At 40.2% G+C, this 21,247-nt stretch carries 20 protein-coding genes and 2 riboswitches; of the genes, 8 read left to right on the top strand and 12 right to left on the bottom strand.

Annotated elements, in window-relative coordinates:
• Positions 1-6: 6 nt before the first annotated feature.
• The 10 genes from NV349_RS13420 to NV349_RS13465 are packed head-to-tail and all read right to left on the bottom strand — an operon-like array spanning position 7 to position 9,297.
• Positions 7-1,128: a cobalt-precorrin 5A hydrolase gene (locus tag NV349_RS13420; RefSeq protein ID WP_089934741.1), complete on the bottom strand. Its 1,122-nt coding sequence runs from the start codon at positions 1,126-1,128 to the stop codon at positions 7-9.
• On the bottom strand, positions 1,121-1,906 hold the full coding sequence (cobM, locus tag NV349_RS13425; protein ID WP_036120052.1) for a precorrin-4 C(11)-methyltransferase: 786 nt from the start codon (positions 1,904-1,906) through the stop codon (positions 1,121-1,123). The genes NV349_RS13420 and cobM overlap by 8 nt, the downstream gene beginning before the upstream one ends.
• Positions 1,906-2,613: a precorrin-2 C(20)-methyltransferase gene (gene cobI, locus NV349_RS13430; protein ID WP_058844517.1), complete on the bottom strand. Its 708-nt coding sequence runs from the start codon at positions 2,611-2,613 to the stop codon at positions 1,906-1,908. Before cobI ends, cobM begins: the two co-directional genes overlap by 1 nt.
• Positions 2,606-3,826, bottom strand: a complete 1,221-nt coding sequence (gene cbiE / locus NV349_RS13435; RefSeq protein WP_089934739.1) for a precorrin-6y C5,15-methyltransferase (decarboxylating) subunit CbiE — start codon at positions 3,824-3,826, stop codon at positions 2,606-2,608. Before cbiE ends, cobI begins: the two co-directional genes overlap by 8 nt.
• On the bottom strand, positions 3,783-4,916 hold the full coding sequence (locus NV349_RS13440) for a cobalt-precorrin-5B (C(1))-methyltransferase (RefSeq protein ID WP_036120040.1): 1,134 nt from the start codon (positions 4,914-4,916) through the stop codon (positions 3,783-3,785). The genes cbiE and NV349_RS13440 overlap by 44 nt, the downstream gene beginning before the upstream one ends.
• Positions 4,916-5,575, bottom strand: coding sequence for a precorrin-8X methylmutase (locus NV349_RS13445; protein ID WP_058844515.1), 660 nt, complete (start codon positions 5,573-5,575; stop codon positions 4,916-4,918). The genes NV349_RS13440 and NV349_RS13445 overlap by 1 nt, the downstream gene beginning before the upstream one ends.
• A 12-nt stretch (positions 5,576-5,587) precedes the next feature.
• Complete coding sequence (gene cobK / locus NV349_RS13450) at positions 5,588-6,349, bottom strand: precorrin-6A reductase (protein WP_089934737.1); 762 nt, start codon at positions 6,347-6,349, stop codon at positions 5,588-5,590.
• Positions 6,346-7,239 carry a sirohydrochlorin chelatase gene (locus tag NV349_RS13455; RefSeq protein ID WP_089934734.1) on the bottom strand — a complete coding sequence of 298 codons (894 nt, stop codon included), beginning with the start codon at positions 7,237-7,239 and terminating at the stop codon, positions 6,346-6,348. Before NV349_RS13455 ends, cobK begins: the two co-directional genes overlap by 4 nt.
• A gap of 14 nt (positions 7,240-7,253) precedes the next feature.
• Entirely contained in the window at positions 7,254-8,921 is a 1,668-nt protein-coding gene (gene cobJ / locus NV349_RS13460) for a precorrin-3B C(17)-methyltransferase (RefSeq protein ID WP_058844512.1), read from the bottom strand.
• Between the two features lie 4 nt (positions 8,922-8,925).
• Positions 8,926-9,297, bottom strand: coding sequence for a (2Fe-2S) ferredoxin domain-containing protein (locus NV349_RS13465; RefSeq protein ID WP_036120017.1), 372 nt, complete (start codon positions 9,295-9,297; stop codon positions 8,926-8,928).
• 147 nt (positions 9,298-9,444) lie between these two features.
• Positions 9,445-9,626: riboswitch (cobalamin riboswitch) on the bottom strand.
• 257 nt (positions 9,627-9,883) lie between these two features.
• Positions 9,884-10,068, top strand: a riboswitch (cobalamin riboswitch).
• Between the two features lie 143 nt (positions 10,069-10,211).
• Here NV349_RS13465 and NV349_RS13470 point away from each other — a divergent pair.
• The 5 genes from NV349_RS13470 (at position 10,212) to NV349_RS13490 (ending at position 16,720) form a co-directional block, all read left to right on the top strand.
• Positions 10,212-10,958: an energy-coupling factor ABC transporter permease gene (locus tag NV349_RS13470; protein WP_058844511.1), complete on the top strand. Its 747-nt coding sequence runs from the start codon at positions 10,212-10,214 to the stop codon at positions 10,956-10,958.
• Between the two features lie 3 nt (positions 10,959-10,961).
• A complete protein-coding gene (locus NV349_RS13475; protein ID WP_058844510.1) occupies positions 10,962-11,234 on the top strand; it encodes an energy-coupling factor ABC transporter substrate-binding protein in 273 nt (90 codons plus the stop codon).
• Between the two features lie 6 nt (positions 11,235-11,240).
• Positions 11,241-12,014, top strand: coding sequence for a cobalt ECF transporter T component CbiQ (gene cbiQ, locus NV349_RS13480; RefSeq protein ID WP_036120002.1), 774 nt, complete (start codon positions 11,241-11,243; stop codon positions 12,012-12,014).
• Entirely contained in the window at positions 12,011-12,847 is an 837-nt protein-coding gene (locus NV349_RS13485) for an energy-coupling factor ABC transporter ATP-binding protein (RefSeq protein WP_036119998.1), read from the top strand. Before cbiQ ends, NV349_RS13485 begins: the two co-directional genes overlap by 4 nt.
• Positions 12,848-13,219: 372 nt before the next feature.
• Positions 13,220-16,720 (top strand): S8 family peptidase, encoded by a 3,501-nt coding sequence (locus NV349_RS13490; RefSeq protein WP_058844509.1) that lies wholly within the window; start codon positions 13,220-13,222, stop codon positions 16,718-16,720.
• 101 nt (positions 16,721-16,821) lie between these two features.
• On the opposite strand, the gene NV349_RS13495 is transcribed toward NV349_RS13490, so the two are convergent.
• Positions 16,822-17,262, bottom strand: coding sequence for a GNAT family N-acetyltransferase (locus tag NV349_RS13495; protein ID WP_036119982.1), 441 nt, complete (start codon positions 17,260-17,262; stop codon positions 16,822-16,824).
• A gap of 115 nt (positions 17,263-17,377) precedes the next feature.
• A complete protein-coding gene (locus NV349_RS13500; RefSeq protein WP_058844508.1) occupies positions 17,378-18,466 on the bottom strand; it encodes a glycosyltransferase family 4 protein in 1,089 nt (362 codons plus the stop codon).
• Between the two features lie 256 nt (positions 18,467-18,722).
• Between NV349_RS13500 and NV349_RS13505 the strand changes: the two genes are divergently transcribed.
• From NV349_RS13505 to NV349_RS13515, 3 genes are read left to right on the top strand one after another with little or no spacing between them, the layout of a single operon-like run.
• Positions 18,723-19,322 (top strand): glycosyltransferase family 2 protein, encoded by a 600-nt coding sequence (locus tag NV349_RS13505; protein WP_036119976.1) that lies wholly within the window; start codon positions 18,723-18,725, stop codon positions 19,320-19,322.
• Positions 19,323-19,352: 30 nt separating this feature from the next.
• The gene (locus NV349_RS13510) at positions 19,353-20,381 is read left to right on the top strand and encodes a polysaccharide biosynthesis protein (protein ID WP_058844588.1); all 1,029 of its coding nucleotides are present in this window, start codon (positions 19,353-19,355) and stop codon (positions 20,379-20,381) included.
• The gene (locus NV349_RS13515; protein ID WP_058844507.1) at positions 20,378-21,235 is read left to right on the top strand and encodes an SDR family oxidoreductase; all 858 of its coding nucleotides are present in this window, start codon (positions 20,378-20,380) and stop codon (positions 21,233-21,235) included. The genes NV349_RS13510 and NV349_RS13515 overlap by 4 nt, the downstream gene beginning before the upstream one ends.
• Positions 21,236-21,247: the final 12 nt, after the last annotated feature.

Here is a 21,247-nt window from a genome sequence, read left to right on the forward strand (position 1 = left end):
TCCTCCTTAAAATAGGTATCTCGCAACTGAGATCGTAGCATTACCCGATTTCTTCTTTTCTAATAGGAGTGACTTGACCTGTGCATAACGCATAGCCGCTGGTTCACTCACACCATAGGCACCTGTATATTTAAAGACTGTTTCAGAAGGGGAAGGAAATTCGATTTGATTTAATTCCGCCGGGGTATAAGTGACGAACTCCCAATCATATTTCTTGGTAATATCTAAAAAACATTGTTCATCTTTTTTTAAATCAATCGTGCATAATGCCTTCACACTTTTTTTCGAAAGCTTTAGCTCTGCCAAGGTTTCATCAATCACTTGTTCAATTTCTTCCACAGATGTCCCACGATTACAGCCCATACCGAGCACAATAGATTTTGGTCGATAAATAACACCGTTTTCTAGAAGAATCTCTTCCTCTTGTTCTATGATTCGATCCGTTATTAATAGCGTGGCATGAGGTTTAGCCTCGATGGCTGCCTGTGTGGATGGATAGATTTTGATTTGCTCTGGCATGGCAGTATCACGCATCCACCAATCGCGCTCACCCGTTTCCTGCACAATGGCCACACGCTCCTCATTTACAACGGAAGCACTCACTGGTGTCAATTTGTCGGCACTATCCCATACCCACCCAAAACGGGCGCCAAATAAGTCAACAGGAATCGTCTTTTGCACATCAGAAGCTGTTGTAATAATTGGATTTGCACCAAGTGCCGCTGCCACCTCATGCGTTAGCTCATTGGCACCGCCAAGATGCCCTGATAATACGCTAATGACATTGTCGCCTCGATCATCAATTACGACAACGCCAGGGTCTGTCTTTTTATCCTTTAAAATGGGCGCAATCATGCGTACGACCGCACCGAGCGAAATGATTAAAATCAACCCTTTATATTGTTTAAATAGCGTTGGCAATAACAAGCGCACGGTACCTGTAAATAATTGAATATGCTTTTCTGCTTCATCGCCTTGCTCAAATTTACTCATATAATATAAATCACTCGCTGCAAAGGTTTGTTGCAGGCGACGTCCAATTTGAACACCATGCTTCGTAATGGCGACAACCGCATAAGGATTGCGTTGATCAACCTCTGGTAATACACCTTCCTGTAACTCAATCACTTGTCTTCACACCTTTTCTAAAGCCATGTGTAAAGGTTGCATCATATAACTTCGAACGATATTGATCCTTATCATGAATGTTCGGGTCTAATGCCCAACCAGCTAGAATCATTGCATGCTTACGAATACCATTTACACGCATTGCTTCATCTAATTCGATTAAAGTCGTACGCACGATCTTTTGATCTGGCCATGAAGCACGTTGAATAACTGCTACTGGCGTATCATCAGCCCAACCAGCACTTTGTAATTCTTTAACAATTTTTTTTGTAAGTGTTGCACTAAGGAATAAAGCAATTGTACAATGATGGCTCGCCAAGTCACGCAGCTTTTCAAATTCTGGGACAGGTGTACGTCCTTCTGCACGTGTTAAAATGAGGGTTTGTGTTAAATCAGGAATTGTGAGCTCTGCACCAATTGCCGCTGCTGATGCAAAAACAGAGCTAACCCCTGGAATCACTTCATACCCAATGCCTTCCTTTTTCAATAGAGCCACTTGCTCCATGATGGCACCATACATCGCTGGATCACCTGTATGCATACGAGCTACTGTTTTCCCAGCATTAACACGCTCCACCATAACGGCCACCATTTCCTCTAAATGCATGCCAGCAGTTCGAATGACCTCTGCATCAGGTTTGGCTTTCGCAATAAGCTCTTCACTCACTAATGAATCTGTGTACATGACAACGTCTGCTGTTTGCAGCATATGTAAACCTTTAACTGTAATTAAGTCTGGATCACCTGGACCAGCGCCAACTATATAGATTTTCTTCATTATTTACGCACCACCATTAATGTTAGATATTCTAATTCCACACCATCCAATTCACGAACATCCCAAATAACTTCTTCATCAGAAGTGACCTTCGTCACGACAGATGCTTTATCTAATAAATCTAGATCACGTAGCACCTCAAGCATTAAATCGATCACCTTTGCCACTTTAATAAAGACAACGGCATCATGACTTTCAATGGCTTCACGCATTGCTTCATAATCATCATGGGCAGGAATAATGGCCACTCGGTCATCGCCATCAGCTAAAGCAATCCCTAATCGAGACGCGGAGCCATTGAACGAAGAAATCCCTGGCACCGTACGGATTTCTACATCTGGATGCATGTCCTGCATCAACTTCATCATATGAATAAACGTACTATATAGTAACGGATCTCCCTCTGTTACAAAGGCTACATCCTTACCAGCTTGTAGTTTTTCGTAGACAAGTTCTACTGATTTTGTCCATTCACGTTCAAGGACAGCCTCATCTTTGGTCATAGGGAATACAAGGCCAAGCATATCTTTTTCGTCTGGATTAATATAAACATCGACAATGCGATGGGCATAGCTTTTACTACCTCTTAGCTTTTTTGGATAGGCAATAACAGGTGATTCCTGAATCACACGAAACGCCTTGACTGTAATTAATTCTGGATCGCCAGGACCAACGCCCAAGCCGTATAGTACACCTAGATTACTCATTATTTTCTTCCTTTCGATAAGCCGAAATAATATAAATTGGATTTAATGGTACAAAGCGTGTCATATCTAAAATAGGTTTGCTGCGCGCAAGCTGTGCCTGTAAAATATCAACCGCAAAGCCACAAGCCTTAAACGCTTCCACCGCTTTATATAAATTTTCAATGGTCGCTGCATTTAAGACAATACGACCGTTTGGCTTCAAACGACTACAACATAACTGTAGTAACTCCACCATTTCGCCACCCGTACCACCAATGAAAATGGCATTAGGATCTGGGAAGCTGTCTAATCCCTCTGGTGCTTTACTATGAATCGCTGTGATATCAACACGGAACTTTTGCTGATTTTGAAGACAGTTGTCTAAATCAGGTGCATTTTTCTCTACAGCAAATACTTGACCCTCTGACGCAAGTTTTCCTGCCTCAATCGCCATAGAACCCGTACAAGTACCAATATCCCAAATAATGCTATTCTGTTGAAGCTGCATGGCCTGTAAGCTTAAAACACGTATTTCCTTTTTCGTGATCAGTCCTTTATCTGGCTTGCGTTGTGAAAACTCTTCATCATCAATCCCAAGCGTGTAACGTTTCGGTTCCATTATTTGTTGTAAAATCACGACATTTAATGGCGAATAATGAGCGCTTTCCATTTCATCTAACGAATACCAGCCACATTTTTCGTTTTCGCCCTGTAAATTTTCTGCAACAAACGCTCGGTATTCTGTCATACCAAAATGCTTTAAATAACGAGCGAGCGCATTGGGGCTATTATCAGCATCCGTTAAAAGCGCTACTTTCTTCTTCCCATCGATACGCTGTGCCAAGCCTTTCATTGGTCGTCCATGAATACTTGTGACATAGGCATCCTGCCAGCTTTCTCCCATCTTCGCAAAGGCCAGCTGAACAGAACTCATATATGGATAAACCTCAATATCTAGCTTTTTAGCTAGATAGCCCCCAATGCCATAAAATAATGGGTCGCCAGTGGCAAGGATTACCGTATTTCTTGTTTCCTTAGATAATCTTTCAACAAGTGCTGAAAGTCCCCCTTTAATGCTGATTTTTTCACCTGTAAAGTTCGGGAAAAAATCCAGTACTCGCTCACCACCAACAAGTACCTCACAGTCTTCAATCCACTCGAGGTATTGGGGAAATAAGCTTGCTAATCCGTTATCCCCGATCCCAATCAATTTCATCGATCGATGCAATGTCATCAGCCCTTCCTAATAATTGTCCCTGCATCGAATAAATCGATGTGGAAAGTGTTAAACCACCTTTTATATGATGGATAGAGGAATAACAGCACGCCTCACATAAATGATGAAAGAATGCATCATAGCCCTTCTCCATCATGATTTCACCTACTTGTGACGCTGTATTTGCCTCACGTACTTGCGCTATTGTTTCTCCATCTGCTCCTGTATCCTCTGCAAGTTGTGCTAAAAAGTTAAAATCGATTGGTGCACTTTTGGAATGAACCATCATGACACCTTGTGCCACCTTAGAAAATTTCCCCATCATACCGACAAGAGAAACTTGTTTGATACCGAGTCGCTTACAATGTTTTAAAGTAAAGCCGACAAAGTCGCCCATTTCAATAAAAGACTCTTCTGGTAAATCGGGGTATTGTTTCATCGCAAATTTTTCGCTGCGACCGCCTGTCGTTACCACTAAATGCTCACAACCAGCTTCTTTAGCTACACTAATGGCTTGTACAATACTTGCCATATACGCAGAACTCGAAAAAGGCACGACGGTTCCCCTTGTGCCTAAAATTGAGATGCCTCCAAGTATACCAAGTCGTCCATTTAACGTTTTTTTAGCGATTTCTTCTCCTTTAGGTACGGAAATCACTACGTTCACGCCTCGTGTAATGTGAAATTCGTCTAATACCCCTTGAACCGTGCTATGAATCATTTTACGTGGTACAGGATTAATGGCTGCCTCGCCAACAGGCACTGGTAAGCCAGGCTTTGTAACACGCCCGACCCCAATCCCTCCATCTAAATGAATTCCAGGTGTATCAGCCCAGCTCACTGTGCCAACAATAAGCGCCTGATGGGTCGCATCAGGATCATCACCAGCATCCTTAATCGTTTCACAGCTGACAGCATTTTCTTCAAATATGCATTTTTCAATTGTAAAGGTTGCATCCCGACCAATCGGTAAATGAATGGTACTCGTCTCCTGCTCTTCCTTTGTAATCAGAGCGAGCAATGCAGCCTTTGTTACCGCAGTTGCACAGGCTCCCGTTGTATAACCGTGACGCATGTCCTTGGGATCCTTTTTTGGCTTCCGCTCCATTATTTTTTCGCCTGTTCATCCGCTAATAGTGAAATGGCATTTAACGCGGCAACCGTCACTGTACTACCGCCTTTACGACCAACATTGGTAATGTACGGAATCCCTTCGAGTTTCAGCAATTCTTCTTTTGACTCGGCTGCTGACACGAAACCGACAGGCATACCGATAATTAAATCTGGTTTTGCTAAGCCTTCTTTAATTAAACGAATCAATTCTAGTAAGGCAGTTGGCGCATTACCAATTGCATAAATCCCACCTTCATGTAATTTTGTAGCCTTTTGCATGGAAATGATGGCACGAGTTGTATTTTGTTTTTTCGCTTCTACTGCGACATCTTCATCCGCTATATAACAATGTAAATCGCCACCATGCTTTTGGAAGCGTTTTTTACCAGAGCCACTTTCAATCATTTGAACATCTGCAATGACATGTCGTCCGGCAAGGATGGACTCAATCCCTGCTTCAATTGCACCAGGTGTAATGATGACACTGCGACCTAGCTCAAAATCCGCCGAAGCATGGATAATACGGCGCACAATCTTCCACTCGTCCTCTGAAAAATCATGATCGCCCATTTCCTCTGCAATAATCGAGAAACTATAATCGTAAATTTTATCTGGGTCTACCGTTAATGGTTTGAAATCTGTTTTAAAATCCATGGATAATGCCTCCTAAAGTGTATGTTGTACAGCCTGTAATATTTCTTCAAATGTTGAATATTGTTGGCCATATTGAATGGTTGGTCTTGCAATAAGAATCGTTTCAATATGACAGGCAAGAGCTGCCTCAAGCTTCTCATCAACTGAGCCAACTTTACCGCTTTCTTTGGTGATCATCAAAGTTACTCCATATTGACGAAACAATGCTTCATTTAATTCCTTTGAAAACGGACCTTGAATAGCTACAATATCTCGTTGTGCCACACCAAGTGCCTCACATTTTTCCATATTGTCCAGTCGTGGAAGCATGCGAGCAATTACTCTCGTATTTTCTAAGCCTTGTAAAACCTTTGTAAAAGTAGCAAGTGTTTTGCTGCCTGTTGTCAGCATGATGACACCTCGCTTTTTTGCCGCTAATTGGGCAGCCTCCTCATAATCCTTCACTATCGTAATGAGAGGATGCGCATAGTGTTCATGGGCACGCTCATAGCGAATATAAGGAACTTGTGCCTGTTCGGCCGCTGCCATTGCATTTTTAGAAGCTTCCTCAGCAAATGGATGAGAGGCATCAACCACCATTTGATAGCCTTGCTCTGTTATGATGGCTGCCATTTCCTCAGCTGTCAGTCGACCTATTAAATGTGGTAGGCCAACGTCAGCAAGACTAGAGGCTGCCGAATCAGTCACGACGGTAGCTGTTACCGCATGTCCTGCGCTTTGCAGGGCAAGGGCTAGATCCCTTGCATCACTCGTCCCTGCTAACATGAAAATCATTTTACTGGCTCCTCTTCATGGTGGTGGTCATGGTCATGATGGTGGTCGTGTCCGTGATCATGATGATGGTGATGATGGGCATGTCCATGAACTGCCGCATAGGCACGATAATTTTCTAAATCTTGCATGCCTGTAGATGTACCATTTATCGTTTGTTCAATACGCTCTAATAAAACATTTTGTAAACGTTCATGGTAGCCAAAATAATTGGCAATTTGAACAGTACAATCTGGATATTGTTCATTAAACTTCACACACATATCATTCATACGTTCCATTAAAATACCTGTGAATAAAAAGTATGGGAGCATGATGATTTTTTTCGCACCTAATTTAACACAGCGTTCAATACCTTCTTCAACACGTGGATCTGTTACGCCCATAAATGCACTTTCCACATATTTAACAGGTAATTTTTCCCATAAAAGTCGTGTAATTTTATAAAAATCACCATTTGCAGATGGATCACTGCCACCTCGTGCAATCAATAAAATGGCTGTATCTTGTTGCTCTTGTTCTGAATGAAAACCAATTTCCGCTAGACGATCTTGTAAAATCGCAAATATTTCATCATGAATGCCAATGGTTTGACCATAGGTAAATGTAATGTTCGGATAATGCTCACGCGCATGCTCGATCTCTGCTGGAATATGCAGCTTTGAATGGCCTGCATGAAGTAAAATAATCGGAATTACATGAACCTCTGTAGCCCCTTTCTTCACACAATTCGTAATGCCTTCTTCGATGTTCGGTGAAGCAAATTCTAGGAAACATGTTTCCACTAAAAATTGTGCATCAATACGCGGTGTCATTTGTTCAATAAATGTACGTACCTCATCATTTCCTGCTGCTAAACGGCTCCCATGGCCGACAAATAAAATAGCTTTCATCTCTTTTCTCCTCACTAGTCGCCGCACGGAGCTGGCTCTACTTTTATTTTGGAAGACATATCTTGATACGTAAAATGCAATATCTTTTTCACACGTTTAAAATATTTAAATAAACGTTCATTTGGGTGAGCATTTGCTTTATATTCTTCAATAATATCTGTAATTAGTGGAATCAGTTGTTCAGGCTCCAACCCTTCTACAACAGGCTGTGCTGCATGGGCCGTACGACCAACTGGCTTCGCCCCAATAAAGACATCAAATTTACTTTTGCGATAGACAATACCAATATCATCAAATACAGCCCGGTAACAGGCCATACCACAGCCGTTAAAACCGATATTTAATGTTTTCGGCAAAGACATTCCACCTAATTTTTGTTGTATTTCTTCTGCATAGGGAATCGAATCGGCCTTTTCACCATAGCAAAAATCACAAGCCTTCAAGGATAGCACATCACCAATCGGCGCTAATAAAAAGCCTACTTCCTGTAATTTCTCCGTGATACGTTCAGGGGCAGTCGTTGGGATTTTCAAATGGATTTGATGGTCTGGTGTATATTCCATCGTCCCCTCTTCCCCAACGACCTCTGCTAACGTCATCATTTGCTGAGGTGTGAAAAACTTATTCACCACTCCTGGGCTTACAGCTAATTCAAAAATGGATTCTATTTTTTGCTGTACAAGTTTCGGCGTTACTTTGACTGCACTTGTTCCTTTCACCATTGCGAGTGCCGCTGTAGCCATTTCAAGTGCTGTTTTTTTTGGCTTTGGCGTAGCGGCTACACTGGGTTTATTAAAACGCCCTGCATTAGGATCTGCTGTAAAGTCTTGTCGTGCAGTCCCTGTCTCTTGGTTCATTGCCCAAGGTTCATTTTCTTCACGTAAACGTTGATGTGGACGTAAGGGTTGTTTTTCTTCACCCAATGTATATTTACGTTGATAGCCACGTGGTGTAATCATTTTATTGTCATAGAAAAATGTCGACGAATTACCAATAATGACTGTCGTCAGCATTCCAATGTCATGCTCCAGCATTTCGGCTAATGTTGTCATCGTCACTTCTTGACGATCGCGGTAAGCACTTTTCACAAGTCCTACTGGTGTGTCAGGCGAACGATATTCTAAGAGAATGCGCTGTGCTTCGACAATTTGTCTTGTTCGGCGACCGCTTTTTGGGTTGTATAAAGCGATTACAAAATCCGCCATAGCGGCTGCCTCGACGCGCTTGGCAATTAAATTCCATGGTGTTAGATGGTCACTTAAACTAATCGTACAGGCATCATGCATAATCGGGGCACCAAGTAAGCTAGCACATGAATTGATGGCAGAAATACCAGGGACAATTTCTACCTCAATCCCCGTTGCTTCTGTCCAGCCTAGCTCAATCAATACCTCATACACTAATCCCGCCATACCATAGACACCCGCATCACCACTTGAAATGACTGAGACAATGCTTCCAGCCTCTGCTTGGCGCACCGCTTCCTGCGCACGGGACACCTCTTCGGTCATTCCAGTACTGACAATCGACTTCGCACTGACTAAATCTTGAATCAACTCCACGTAGGTTTTGTAGCCTATGATCATATCACTTTGTTGTAATGCCTCTACCGCCCGTGTCGTAATATGCTTAAAGTCTCCAGGTCCAAAGCCCACTACGAAAATTTTTCCTTTTTGCGCCATGTTGTTACCCCTCTTTCACCTTTTCGATCCCTTTAATGGCTGTCGTTTGTGCTGTACGCTGTAATGTACCTTCACGAAGTGTAAAGACATGTTCGTTGTATAAGGATTCATGATGTAAATCTTGTACAAGTGTTCTAGCATGCTCTGTTGATGGTACACGATACCAATTCCCTTGCGGATAGGCGATGACCACACAAGCATCCTTGCATCGTCCATTACAGCGCGTTCTTGTTGTATGTATCTCTTGATCAAGTGCTTGCTGTTGTATTTCTTCTCGAATAGCTAGGGTAATTTCCTCCCCACCTTTGTTCATGCAACTACTACCATTACAAATAAAGAGATGTGTTTTCATCCCCTCTAAATTCCATGTTGTCATCTTCTGTCTCCCCTCATTTGCTTTCTGGAAAAAGAAAAACCTTTACTCTAATTACGAAGAGTAAAGGTTTTGTAGAAGCCAAATAAAAACGAATAAAATAAAATACAGGTACTCGCTCTTGCTTCAACTTCTCCCTCCGAAAAGTTTGCATGCACAATCAAATAAGCAGGTTTCCTGACTTAAGCTTCATTTTACTATCGCACCTTCCCAAGTTTGCACCAGTGGCTTTGCGATTTCATCAGCTATTACAGTAGCGGGGGCTGTATTGGATTTTCACCAATTTCCCTATTATCTCGAGTTATTCGAGCACTTATCGACGTTTTATATGAAATTTATTATCTTCTTAATAGAATAGAAAACTGTCTCTATCATATCTCATTATTTTAAAATTTCAATATTTCTATAAAAATTTATGACAATTTTATCAATTTTGTGTGTAGACCGGGTATAAAAATTATAATATCTCCCTATTTATGACAATTCAGTAGTTATCAGAATCTTCTCTATTGACCTTCAATTGAAAATATTTTTAAAAAAAGTATAGCATATTTATGGAAAATCATGTTACACTTTGTCGTGAAATCTCACAACTTAATGTTTTTTCGGTGTAAAATACTTATCATTTTGCTTAAAAGGGAAGCCGGTTTGAGTCCGGCGCGGTCCCGCCACTGTATTAGGGAGCTTTATAGAACATGTCACTGTCCAACGGATGGGAAGACCTATAAAGTGTTGAACTAGAGCCAGGAGACCTGCCGAAAAATATGTGATCGTTTCAGCCTACGAGGATAGGTGTGCGGCTTAGCAGATGAGAATGTTATTTGCTTTTTTAGCTATGCACTTTTCCAACAACGGAGAAGTGCTTTTTTATTTACGCACGCTACATTCTAAAAATCTATTAGTAAGGAGGAAAGCTTTTGAAATTTTCATGGTGGAAACTTAGTTATTTTTTATTGGCCTTTTTACTCGTGCCAAAACGTGCCTTTGCTATGCATATCATGGAAGGTTTTTTACCAATCGAATGGGCTATTTTTTGGTGGGTCATCTCTATCCCATTTATTATTCTAGGATTGCGCTCCATTCGCAAAACAATTGAAGAAAACCCTGAAACCAAAATGCTTTTAGGTCTTTCAGGAGCCTTTGCTTTTGTGCTGTCGGCGTTAAAAATCCCTTCGGTTACAGGTAGTTGCTCCCACCCAACTGGTGTTGGACTTGGAACGGTTTTATTCGGACCTCTCGCTATGAGTGTCATCGGAACGATTGTTTTATTATTCCAATCTTTATTATTAGCACATGGTGGGATTACCACTTTAGGAGCGAACGCCTTCTCTATGGCGATTGTAGGCCCATTTATTGCTTACTTTGTCTTTAAAGGGGCTCAAAAAATAGGGTTGTCATTTTCACTAGCTGTTTTTTTTGCTGCGATGCTTGGTGACTTAAGTACATATGTTGTGACTTCTGTACAGTTAGCATTAGCCTTCCCTTCAGAGGTTGGCGGCTTTATGGCATCGTTTACAAAGTTCGCAGGTATTTTTGCCTTAACTCAAATTCCGTTAGCGGTGAGTGAAGGAATTTTAACGGTCATTGTGATGAATTTCTTGAAAAAGTACAATGTCAGCGAATTAAAAATGTTGCGTGTTTTCTCAACAAAGGAGGCACATTAGTAGATGAAACGAAATTTATTACTATTAGCGATTGTTGTGCTGTTAGCTATCATCCCATTGTTTATACAAAAAGGTGCAGAATTTGGTGGTGCTGATGGAGAGGCAGAAGCAGCCATTGGCGAAATCAATGCAGAATATGAACCGTGGTTTGAAAGCTTATGGGAGCCACCAAGTGGTGAAATTGAAAGCTTATTATTCGTGCTACAGGCAGCTATTGGAGCTGGTTTTATTGGCTACTTCATCGGCTATATGCGCGGCAAGCATAAAGAAGGTTAACCCGTTATGTTACTCATTGATAAGTATGCGTATCTTAATAAGCTAGCGTCCGTTCATCCGCTAGAAAAAATGATATTTTCAATTGGTCTACTTCTCGTAACGCTCATCATGAGAGATGAACGACTTTCACTCATTACATTTTTTGTAATGAGTGCTTTTATCATTTTAGGTGCAAAAATTCCGCTTACCTACTATGTTAAGTTATTATTGCTACCTGGATTTTTCTTACTAACAAGTCTTGTATCCATCTTGCTGTCAATCACACCAGCAACTCATGTATTACCTGCCCATCTGTGGTCTTTTACGTGGATGAATTGGACAATTTTCATCGGAAAAGCAAGTGCCCTGTCCGCCCAACAATTGTTCTTTATTGTCCTTGGCAGTAGTAGTTGTTTATACTTTTTAATTTTGACCACATCCGTACAAGGGATTTGCTATGTGCTCCGACAATGGCGACTGCCCTCTTTATTGGTTGAGCTTATTGAACTAACCTATCGTTTTATTTTTATATTTTTAGAAAGCATGTACAGAATACATCTTGCCCAGCAAGCGCGTCTTGGCTACCATTCTCCAATGCAATGGCTACGCTCCGTATCCATGCTTATTGTGGCGCTATTTGCTGAAATGTTTCAGCGTAGTCGTGAGCTTAATAATGCCATGCAGTCACGGGGTGGCGAAGCCGTCTACTGGCAAGAGATGGGCTCCTATAGCAAGAAAAATTGGCTAGGCATAGCGACACTATTCCTATTCCTCATTGTATATGGAGGGTACTTCTCATGACAGCATTCTATTTTGAACTAAACCGCTTGTCCTATGCCTATGCAGATGGTACGAAGGCATTGTCAGACATTACTTTACACATTCCAAAAGGAAAAAAAATTGCCATCCTTGGTCATAATGGCGCTGGAAAATCAACATTGTTTCAGCATCTTAATGGTATTTTACAACCGTCAGCTGGGACGATTGTTTTTGATGGCAACGAGCTTCAATATAGTCGAAAAGCTTTAAAGGCACTTCGCCAGCAAGTTGGCATTGTTTTTCAAGATGCGGATCATCAACTTTTTTCAGGTACTGTCAAGCAAGATATCGCATTTGGACCACTAAATCTTGGCTGGTCTACCGAAAAAATCGAAGAAAAAATAGCATGGGCTGTTGCGCAAACGGAAATAGGCGATTTACTCGAAAAACCTATTCACTTTCTAAGCGTAGGTCAGAAAAAGCGTGTGGCGATGGCAGGTGTTTTAGCGATGGAGCCCTCTGTCCTCTTATTAGATGAGCCAACAGCAGGCCTTGACAATTATTATGCTACCCAAGTTCTACAGTACCTAGGTAAATTAGAAGACGGCGAAAGAACCATTTTACTTGCTACCCATGACATTCCCCTTGCTTATGAATGGGCGGATCAAATCATTGTCATGGAGGCAGGGAATATCATTTATAACGGAGACCCGATCGAGTTGTTTTATGAAGAAGAATTGCTGCAACGTGCACATCTCGAACGTCCATGGGTTTTTGATATGTTCATGACATTACAAAAAAAGAAGCTATTGCAGGAAAACATTACACCCCCCCGCTCCAAGTATGAATTACAACAATTAATAGAACAATTGTAGACAAAAGTCATCGAGAAATTCTCTCTCGATGGCTTTATCATTTTTTATTTTCTTTCATATTCAAAAATTAGTAAACTACTACGAAATCAAAAGATTCGATTTATGTTAGCGATACGTCAAATTCGTTGCGATGTCTTTGATGGTTTGGCATGCCAAAAACATATTGGATAAACGTAAAAGAACGAAGCGTGCAATACTTGGAAGTCCATCAGCTGAATAGAGGCTTTCTACTAATTAGTTGTAAAACAAAAAACTTTAGACAATTCGAAGGAAAAAATAGTGAAAAATTTTCCTCCTTTACGAAACTTTTCTAATCTTTATCCGTATTAATAGAGTCGAGACTTAATTTATAACACCAAGGAGAGATAACAATTGAAAAGTTTGTTTAAAAAATCAGTCGCTATTGTAGCATCCGCTACACTAATGGTTCCAGCTGCTTCTGCCTTTGCTGAAGTACCTCAGCATAAAGCCAAGAATGTACTGGCAAGTAGTATGAAACAAACAGAGCAGAATGAAGAAAAATGGATGAGTAAGGATAAAATTGTTATCAAGCATTCAGGACTTGATAAAAATGTACATAAAAACATTGGCTCCAAAGTCATCCGCTCCATTCCTTCATTAGGCTATGATGTGGTACAACTGAATAAAGGCGTATCAATAGAAAAAGCAGTTGCTTACTATCTAAAGCAAGATGGCATTACAAGTGTATCTCCTAGCTATGTGTATCGCTCTTTTCAAACAGAAGTCGATCCAAAGAAACAAGAGATGTATCATTTAAACCTACTGCAAATGGATAAGGCACTAGAATTAGCGGGTGAGCATGATGTGACAGTCGCTGTCATTGATTCTGGTGTAGATTTTAAACACCCCGATCTAAAATCTCAAGTACTCCCACCCTATAATGCAGCAGCACCAGCGAATACTACTTATCCAGGTGATCACGGAACACATGTAGCTGGTATTATCGCCGCAGCTAAAGATAATGGCATAGGCGGACACGGTGTGAATCCGAAAGCGAAGCTACTACCCATTGACGTATTTAATGGCAAAGAAGGTGCAAATGATTTCATTATTGCACAAGGCATTTTGTATGCTATTGAACAGGGTGTTGACGTCATTAATATGAGTCTAGGAGGCTACGGGGAATCTCCACTGATGAAAGAAGCCGTTCAGAAAGCCGTTGACAGTGGTATTACAATTGTGGCAGCCGCGGGCAATGAATCAACAGATGAATACTCCTTCCCTGCTTCTTATGAGGGTGTTATTAGTGTAGGTTCAACGAATGAGCGCAACAAACTATCAAGCTATTCAAATTACGGACCGTCCGTTGATGTTGTTGCACCAGGTGAAGAAATTTATAGTACCGTTCATGATGACAAAAAAGGATCATCCTTCGTCAAATTCAGTGGTACATCCATGGCATCACCTGTAGTGGCAGGCGTCGCCTCTCTTCTTAAATCAAAATATCCACATTTAAAGCCGCATGAAATAGAGGCAATTTTGGAAATGACGGCACAAGATTTAGGAGCGAAAGGCTATGATCTTACCTACGGTCATGGACTAATCGATCCAGTCAAAGCATTGCAATTCGATTTAAATAAACTACCTAAACACTATTCAGAGTCGAAAGAAGAACGCATACAAAACGCTAAAGTTCTTGCTAAAAATACGTTAAATATCGAACACGGCGCTTTCGAGCAGCAAGATGAAAAGAAATGGTATAAAGTCGATTTAGACGAAAATGAATATGCTCAGCTAACATTAAAAGGTGCAAACAAATATGATTATGCCTTTGATTTATATTTCTACCCAAATAATCATAAGGGTGAAGTAGAGCCGATTCATGTCAATGATGTTCGCGTAGGAAAAAAAGAAGGTTATTTATTTAAAGCAGATCAAAAAGGGACGCTTTTAATTGCTGTCAAAGATCATAATGGTAGCTATAGCTTAAAAGGCAAATCTACTTACACGTTTACAGCACAAACGACGAAGAGCTTGCCAATTGATACATTAGATAAATCTACTATGGCGCCGATAAATAAGTTCCCTTATAGTACGGCAGGCAAAAACTATACCCTTCTGTCAAAAGATCAACAACGAGATCAAGATTATTTCACATTCTCTGTAAAAGAACCAACGACATTACAATTCGACCTGTCGGGTATTCCAGGTGTCACAGCCTCTATGGAGCTTTATCTTAAGGATGACTTTCAGCCGATACCACCAGAAGAAGCTGAGCAAGCTAAAATTGATGACAGCGAGGAAGAACAAGCCTATCCTATGCAAACAGCAAATGGTACAGCGAAAGGTGAAGCAGTTAGCATGATTATCGATGCTGTACCGGATCAGGAATATGTTTTAAGTGTCTCTAATGACAGTAATAGTGAGTTTTCTATGGAAATGTTCTTTAGTGGTGGTATTGAAAAAGAAGAAACGGTTAGTGAATCGATGATTCCTTACACATTAAAAGGTGAAGTGGTTACCCTTCCACCAGACGAAGATGGGCTACCGCTAAATGAAGCCATGTTAGAAGAAGGAATGCCAGAGGGACAATTACCGATTACACCAAGTAAAACTAAAAAACGCAATGAAATTGACAGCCTAATGGGTATGCTAATGAATCCAACGGCGTCAGGGAATATAGAAAATGTTGAGCCGATTATAAAACAGGCTATACGTTTTGAAATTGGTGAAAATAAGAAAGCTTATTTCCAAACAGACTATGATGAGGATTATTTCTTATTTAAAACGAAGGAAGATGCCCTTTATAGTTTCAGCTTTATCAAAGGGATGAACCAAAAGCCTGCTGGTACCGTATTTGAATATGATGAGGAAGCAAAGGAATTAATCCCTGTTTCTTCCTTAACAAATGACCTTGGATTACTAGCACTACTGCTTGGTTCGACTGGAAATGAAAATGATGCAAAGGTCATCCCATTGAAAAAGGATAAAACCTATGTGGTCGCTGTTGTCAATGCTGGAGAACGATCTGCTGAACCTTATACGTTGAAAACAAAAAAAATCGGTGATATTCCAGCAGATTACAATCCAGACAATCATGAGGAAGCAAAAGCGCTGAAAGTTCAGCCAGGTACGACTTATAAAGACCATCTTATTTATCAAGATGATGTAGATTATTACTACTATAAGCAAGAAGGCAATGATGAAGTGATGAGTCTGCTTCTTTCTTCTACCCCATTTACAAATGAACAATTAGCTCAACTACCAAAAGAGCTTCAAAAAGAGTTAAAATTTGCTGGCTCTATTATAGAAGATACGAACGGCAATAAGAAAATTGATCCGAAAGAAATGGAAACAGAAATTCCATTTGGACTAAGCGATAATATTCTTGAATTATTACTTGGAATGGGTGGAACAACAGATGTAAATACATCCTTCAAAGCCAAAAAAGACCGCGGTTATTTTATCCTTGTCAACAGCATGGGTCTTGGTCAAGTGTCTGTACAACCGTATACTTTAACGATGTTCAACCATCAGCAAGCAGATGAAGATGCAGATTCTGAATTAGTGAATGGTGTACCAACAAAACCATCTGCCCTGACAAAAAAAGATGATAAATGGGTTGCAACTCAATATTTAAATGCAGGTATTCCTTTCGGTGATAAGGACTATTTTGAGTTTAATAATGTCCAAAAACGCGATGTCGTTTTTTCACTTCAAACGGAAAAAGCATTAGATGGTGTGATCCGAGTGATTGATGCGAACGGAAAAACCGTTAAAACCTTCGATCTTTACGGAGCTGGCGATACTGAAGTTGGTACAGTTGAACTACAAGCTGGTAAATACTATATTGAAGTCAGTGAGTATTATGGCAAAGCAAGCACACAACCATATACACTTGAAATTAAATAAGTAACATCAAGCAACATCCCCTAGATACTATTTGCTATCTAGGGGATGTTTTGATAAAAAAAAGCATCTTCATCCGAAGACGAGATGCTGGCAAGTTCCACCTACATAAAATATTTCACATAATTACAATATTCATCTTGCTTCATATGAAGCTTTTCATAGAGTTTACGTGCATTTACATTATCAGCCGCCGTTTGCAGTGTGACATAGCGAGCACCTTGCTGCTCACAATATCGAAAAACCTTTTCCATCAATGCCTTGCCCACCCCTAGGCCTCTAGCATCTTCTGTTACATAAATATCATTTAAAATATAGGCACATTGTAAAGCGATGGATGAAAATGTTGGATACAATTGTGTAAATCCAATCATCTTGCCATCTACCAATGCTACAAAAATGACAGACTCTTTTAAAGCCAATCGTAATTGTAAAAATGCCTTGGCGCTGCTTATATCTGGCTCGATCCCATAAAATTGACGATATTCATCAAACAGTTTCGATAAATCCTCTAGTTCATGCATTGTCGCTTGTTGTATTTCCATTCCTGTCTCCCCTTGTGTCTTCCCATGATTGTCTAACATGATGAATCTAGTTTTTATTATATAGGAAATAATGGTATAAAGAAAAGAATAGTCTTCAAAATCGAGAGAGGATTGTTTATTCATTTAAATATTCAGCAACCCTTTTCACAATATGGCACCAATTTAATTCCTTTCTAGCAAATGCTTGAAGCTGTACACAAGTATCGGCCAGCAATGATTCCTGTGTGGCAACTTGCTGCAATGTCCGACCAATCCCCTCCCAATCATGTGTCGGATGAATTGTACCGAAGCGTTGTTGCATTGTAATATCAGCAGCCCCATCAACATCAGTAGTCACGATATAGCAGCCATTTTTAGCAGCCTCTGCAAAAACATGGGCATAGCATTCTACTACAGATGTTAAACAAAAAATTTTAGCCTTACGGTACTCTTCTTCTAATTGCACCTTATCATAAATAGGCCCTACCATCGTTACTTGAGCGGCAGTTGGATGGCCATCTAGCAACTGCCTTAGCTCCTCTTGATAGGAGGCAGACATCGGTCCTACTAAACGAAGCTCCCAGTCTGGAAGCTGGGCAGCTAGAAAGGCTTTGACTGTCAAAATCGTTTGCTTCTCTGGTGCATCTAAGCGCCCCACTGCTAAAATTCTATTTTCCTTGTCATGAAAGGACACAGGTGCTGTGGGAAAATGCTCATAAAAGCCATTGGGGATATGTTTAATCGCTAATTGCGAATACACTTGAATAGCGGTTTGAATGGACACACATTCGGAGGATAGCAGATCACATAATTGCAGTAGCTCTAAAAAGTATGGATAGGATTTTAATCGATGTAACCAAAATCGATTTACATCTAACTTCATATAAATTTTTCCTTGCGGATTATAATGCTTATAGGTTTTCAGAATGGCTAAATAAGATGGATACGGCCCTATGGCAAAGGCAATGTCAATGTCCTTGGCATGCTTGGCTAAATAAGCATTCATATTCGCCACATAATCCTTCTCAAATGGTATGGACTCAAATTTTACAGTTGGAAAGGCCTGTTGAAGAAGGGCTTCATTCATCTCTGTTGTCACAATACTTACTTCATAGCCTAATTCCTCCCCTAGCAAAATAGGCACGAGACACAAATCTTTGAAAATATGTGCATCAGACAGTTTATAAGATTCCACGCTACAAATAAATGCGATCCTTTTTGACATTGTATCCCTCTTTCTAAAAAAGCGCTCTAGCTAGTTTATGACCCTTCCTGCTAAACGTGCATACCTTAGTAAATTTTTGCCCCTATCCTGCTTGTTCTCTAGTAAACAGAAATCGTATACAGAAAAGCGTCTCTCTTAAAAACTTCCTAAAACAAGCAATTGCCTACAATAGCTCTATGTCCACGCATATTGTATTAAAGAATCTGCTCAGTCACATAGAAGAACTCTACTACTAGATAAAGAATGGAGGGATAAAATGAAGATAAGTTTTTTATCACCTGCGTTTAATAGCGAAGAATGGATCTTAACAATGCTTGACAGTATTCCTAAAGAATATGCCTATGAAATTATCATTGTGGATGATGGTTCTACTGACAATACATTAGCCATTTTACAGGACTACCAAAAAAACTGTGCAGCTTTAAAAATCATCGTGCATCCAACGAACCTTGGGGCTAGTGTTGCTTATAATCGCTGCATTGCAGAGGCGACAGGAGACTATATAGCCATCATCGATAGCGATGACCACTACTTGCCAGCTATTCGCAATGTATTAGCACAAGTGGATGGCACATTTGATGTTTACTATTACAACATGATCATTAAAAATGGCTTCGCCTTTATTAAAGATGAATCGAATCGCTATTCCTTACCCGGACAATTTAAAATCATTCGAAGAAGTTTAATTGGGGATGCAAAATTTACAATACGCAAAGATATAGCAGGAGATTGGGATTTTAATTGTGCCCTCATGGATAAAAATCCGACAAGTAAATATACAAACGAATTTGCTTACTGGTACAACTATCCTAGAGAAAACTCAGAATGTGATCTACACCAAAGAGGATTGAAATAAAAGCATGCAGGAGGTGTAATGAACCATACAATGTTTACAAATAAAATATTACTGATTACGGGAGGCACTGGCTCTTTTGGTAACGCTGTACTAAAGCGCTTCCTCAATACGGATATTAAGGAAATTCGTATTTTTTCAAGGGATGAAAAAAAGCAAGATGATATGCGCAAGCTCTATCAGCATAGTAAAATCAAATTTTATATCGGAGATGTCCGTGATATTCAAAGCATCCATACTGCTATGTATAATGTGGACTATGTGTTCCATGCCGCTGCTCTTAAGCAAGTTCCCTCCTGCGAATTTTTCCCTTTAGAAGCTGTGAAAACTAATATTTTAGGAACCGATCATGTCCTAACAGCTGCCATTCAGGCTGGTGTCAAGAAAATGATCTGCCTCTCTACAGATAAAGCAGCCTACCCTGTCAATGCCATGGGAATATCCAAAGCGATGATGGAAAAAACGTTTATCGCTAAATCCCGAATGGTTGATCCTCATCATACGCTCATTTGTGGCACTAGATATGGCAATGTTATGGCTTCACGGGGCTCTGTCATTCCCTTATTTATTGAACAAATAAAAGCTGGAAAGCCGTTAACGATTACAGATCCAAACATGACACGTTTTATGATGACTCTTGATGAGGCCGTTGAATTAGTATTGTACGCTTTCTCACATGCACAAAATGGAGATATTATGGTACAAAAATCTCCCGCAGCAACAATAGCCAATTTAGCTCAAGCATTACTTGAGATTTTTCAGGCAAACAATGCCATCCAAATTATTGGGACACGGCATGGGGAAAAAATGTATGAGGTATTATGTACAAAAGAAGAATCGGCAAAAGCCGTTGATATGGGCAATTTTTATCGAATCCCTGCAGATAATCGGGATTTAAATTATGGAAAATACCTCGATGAGGGCTCTCCTAAAATTACATTAACCGATGAATATAACTCCAACAATACACAACAATTAAGTGTGGCTGACATCAAAGAAAAATTATTAACATTACCGCTTATTCAAGAAGAGCTTCTTTATTGGACTGGAGGAACGCCATGAAATTCTTAGTGCTCGGCGCTACTGGCATGGCTGGCCATACCATTGCCATCTATTTATGTGAACAAGGGCATGATGTGACAACTTACGCTAGAACCCCTTTCCCATCTGGGAACCATATAATGGGCGATGTGATGGACGCTATATTTTTACGGTCGTTGTTAGTAGATCATGATTTTGATGTCGTCATTAATTGTATTGGTGTCTTAAACGAAGCTTGTACGGTATATCCTGCACAAAGCATTTGGCTGAATAGTTATTTACCGCATGCCATTGTCTCTCTCCTAGAAAACCGACAAACTAAGCTGATTCATCTAAGTACTGATTGCGTATTTTCAGGGAAAAATGCCCCCTACTATGAAACTAGCATAGGAGACGGTGAAACTTTTTATGATCGCACAAAAGGCTTGGGGGAGATTGAGCACAACAAGCATTTAACATTTCGTAACTCGATTATTGGCCCTGATTTAAAAAACGATGGCATCGGACTATTCAATTGGTTTATGCAACAAAAAGGTCCCATTCACGGTTATACGGGGGCTATTTGGACTGGAGTAACTACACTTACATTAGCAAAAGCCATTGAACGGGCTGTCCAAGAAGATTTAACAGGACTCTATCATCTCGTCAATACTACGAATATTTCAAAATACGACTTACTTCAACTATTGAATAAACACTTTATGGACAGCAACATAAAAATTCTTCCTCATCGGCTCGTTAATGTCAATAAAACATTAATGAATACTAGAAATGACTTCTCCTTTGTTGTCCCTGGCTATGAGGAAATGATTGTAGAGATGAAGGACTGGATGTTACAGCATAAAGATTTATATCCTCATTATTTTCAAGCTTAAATACACTTTTCC

The sequence above is a fragment of the Lysinibacillus sp. OF-1 genome, assembly GCF_028356935.1.
GTDB lineage: Bacteria > Bacillota > Bacilli > Bacillales_A > Planococcaceae > Lysinibacillus > Lysinibacillus fusiformis_D.

Coding starts and splice junctions, on each gene's coding strand:
- cbiE (WP_089934739.1), bottom strand. CDS start 3,826: ATGACATTGCATCGATCGATGAAATTGATTGGGATCGGGGATAACGGA.
- cobK (WP_089934737.1), bottom strand. CDS start 6,349: ATGATTTTCATGTTAGCAGGGACGAGTGATGCAAGGGATCTAGCCCTT.
- NV349_RS13485 (WP_036119998.1), top strand. CDS start 12,011: ATGACAGCATTCTATTTTGAACTAAACCGCTTGTCCTATGCCTATGCA.
- NV349_RS13465 (WP_036120017.1), bottom strand. CDS start 9,297: ATGACAACATGGAATTTAGAGGGGATGAAAACACATCTCTTTATTTGT.
- cobJ (WP_058844512.1), bottom strand. CDS start 8,921: ATGGCGCAAAAAGGAAAAATTTTCGTAGTGGGCTTTGGACCTGGAGAC.
- NV349_RS13500 (WP_058844508.1), bottom strand. CDS start 18,466: ATGTCAAAAAGGATCGCATTTATTTGTAGCGTGGAATCTTATAAACTG.
- cobI (WP_058844517.1), bottom strand. CDS start 2,613: ATGAGTAATCTAGGTGTACTATACGGCTTGGGCGTTGGTCCTGGCGAT.
- NV349_RS13445 (WP_058844515.1), bottom strand. CDS start 5,575: ATGGATTTTAAAACAGATTTCAAACCATTAACGGTAGACCCAGATAAA.
- NV349_RS13475 (WP_058844510.1), top strand. CDS start 10,962: ATGAAACGAAATTTATTACTATTAGCGATTGTTGTGCTGTTAGCTATC.
- cobM (WP_036120052.1), bottom strand. CDS start 1,906: ATGAAGAAAATCTATATAGTTGGCGCTGGTCCAGGTGATCCAGACTTA.
- NV349_RS13495 (WP_036119982.1), bottom strand. CDS start 17,262: ATGGAAATACAACAAGCGACAATGCATGAACTAGAGGATTTATCGAAA.
- NV349_RS13505 (WP_036119976.1), top strand. CDS start 18,723: ATGAAGATAAGTTTTTTATCACCTGCGTTTAATAGCGAAGAATGGATC.
- NV349_RS13440 (WP_036120040.1), bottom strand. CDS start 4,916: ATGGAGCGGAAGCCAAAAAAGGATCCCAAGGACATGCGTCACGGTTAT.
- NV349_RS13455 (WP_089934734.1), bottom strand. CDS start 7,239: ATGAAAGCTATTTTATTTGTCGGCCATGGGAGCCGTTTAGCAGCAGGA.
- cbiQ (WP_036120002.1), top strand. CDS start 11,241: ATGTTACTCATTGATAAGTATGCGTATCTTAATAAGCTAGCGTCCGTT.
- NV349_RS13510 (WP_058844588.1), top strand. CDS start 19,353: ATGTTTACAAATAAAATATTACTGATTACGGGAGGCACTGGCTCTTTT.
- NV349_RS13515 (WP_058844507.1), top strand. CDS start 20,378: ATGAAATTCTTAGTGCTCGGCGCTACTGGCATGGCTGGCCATACCATT.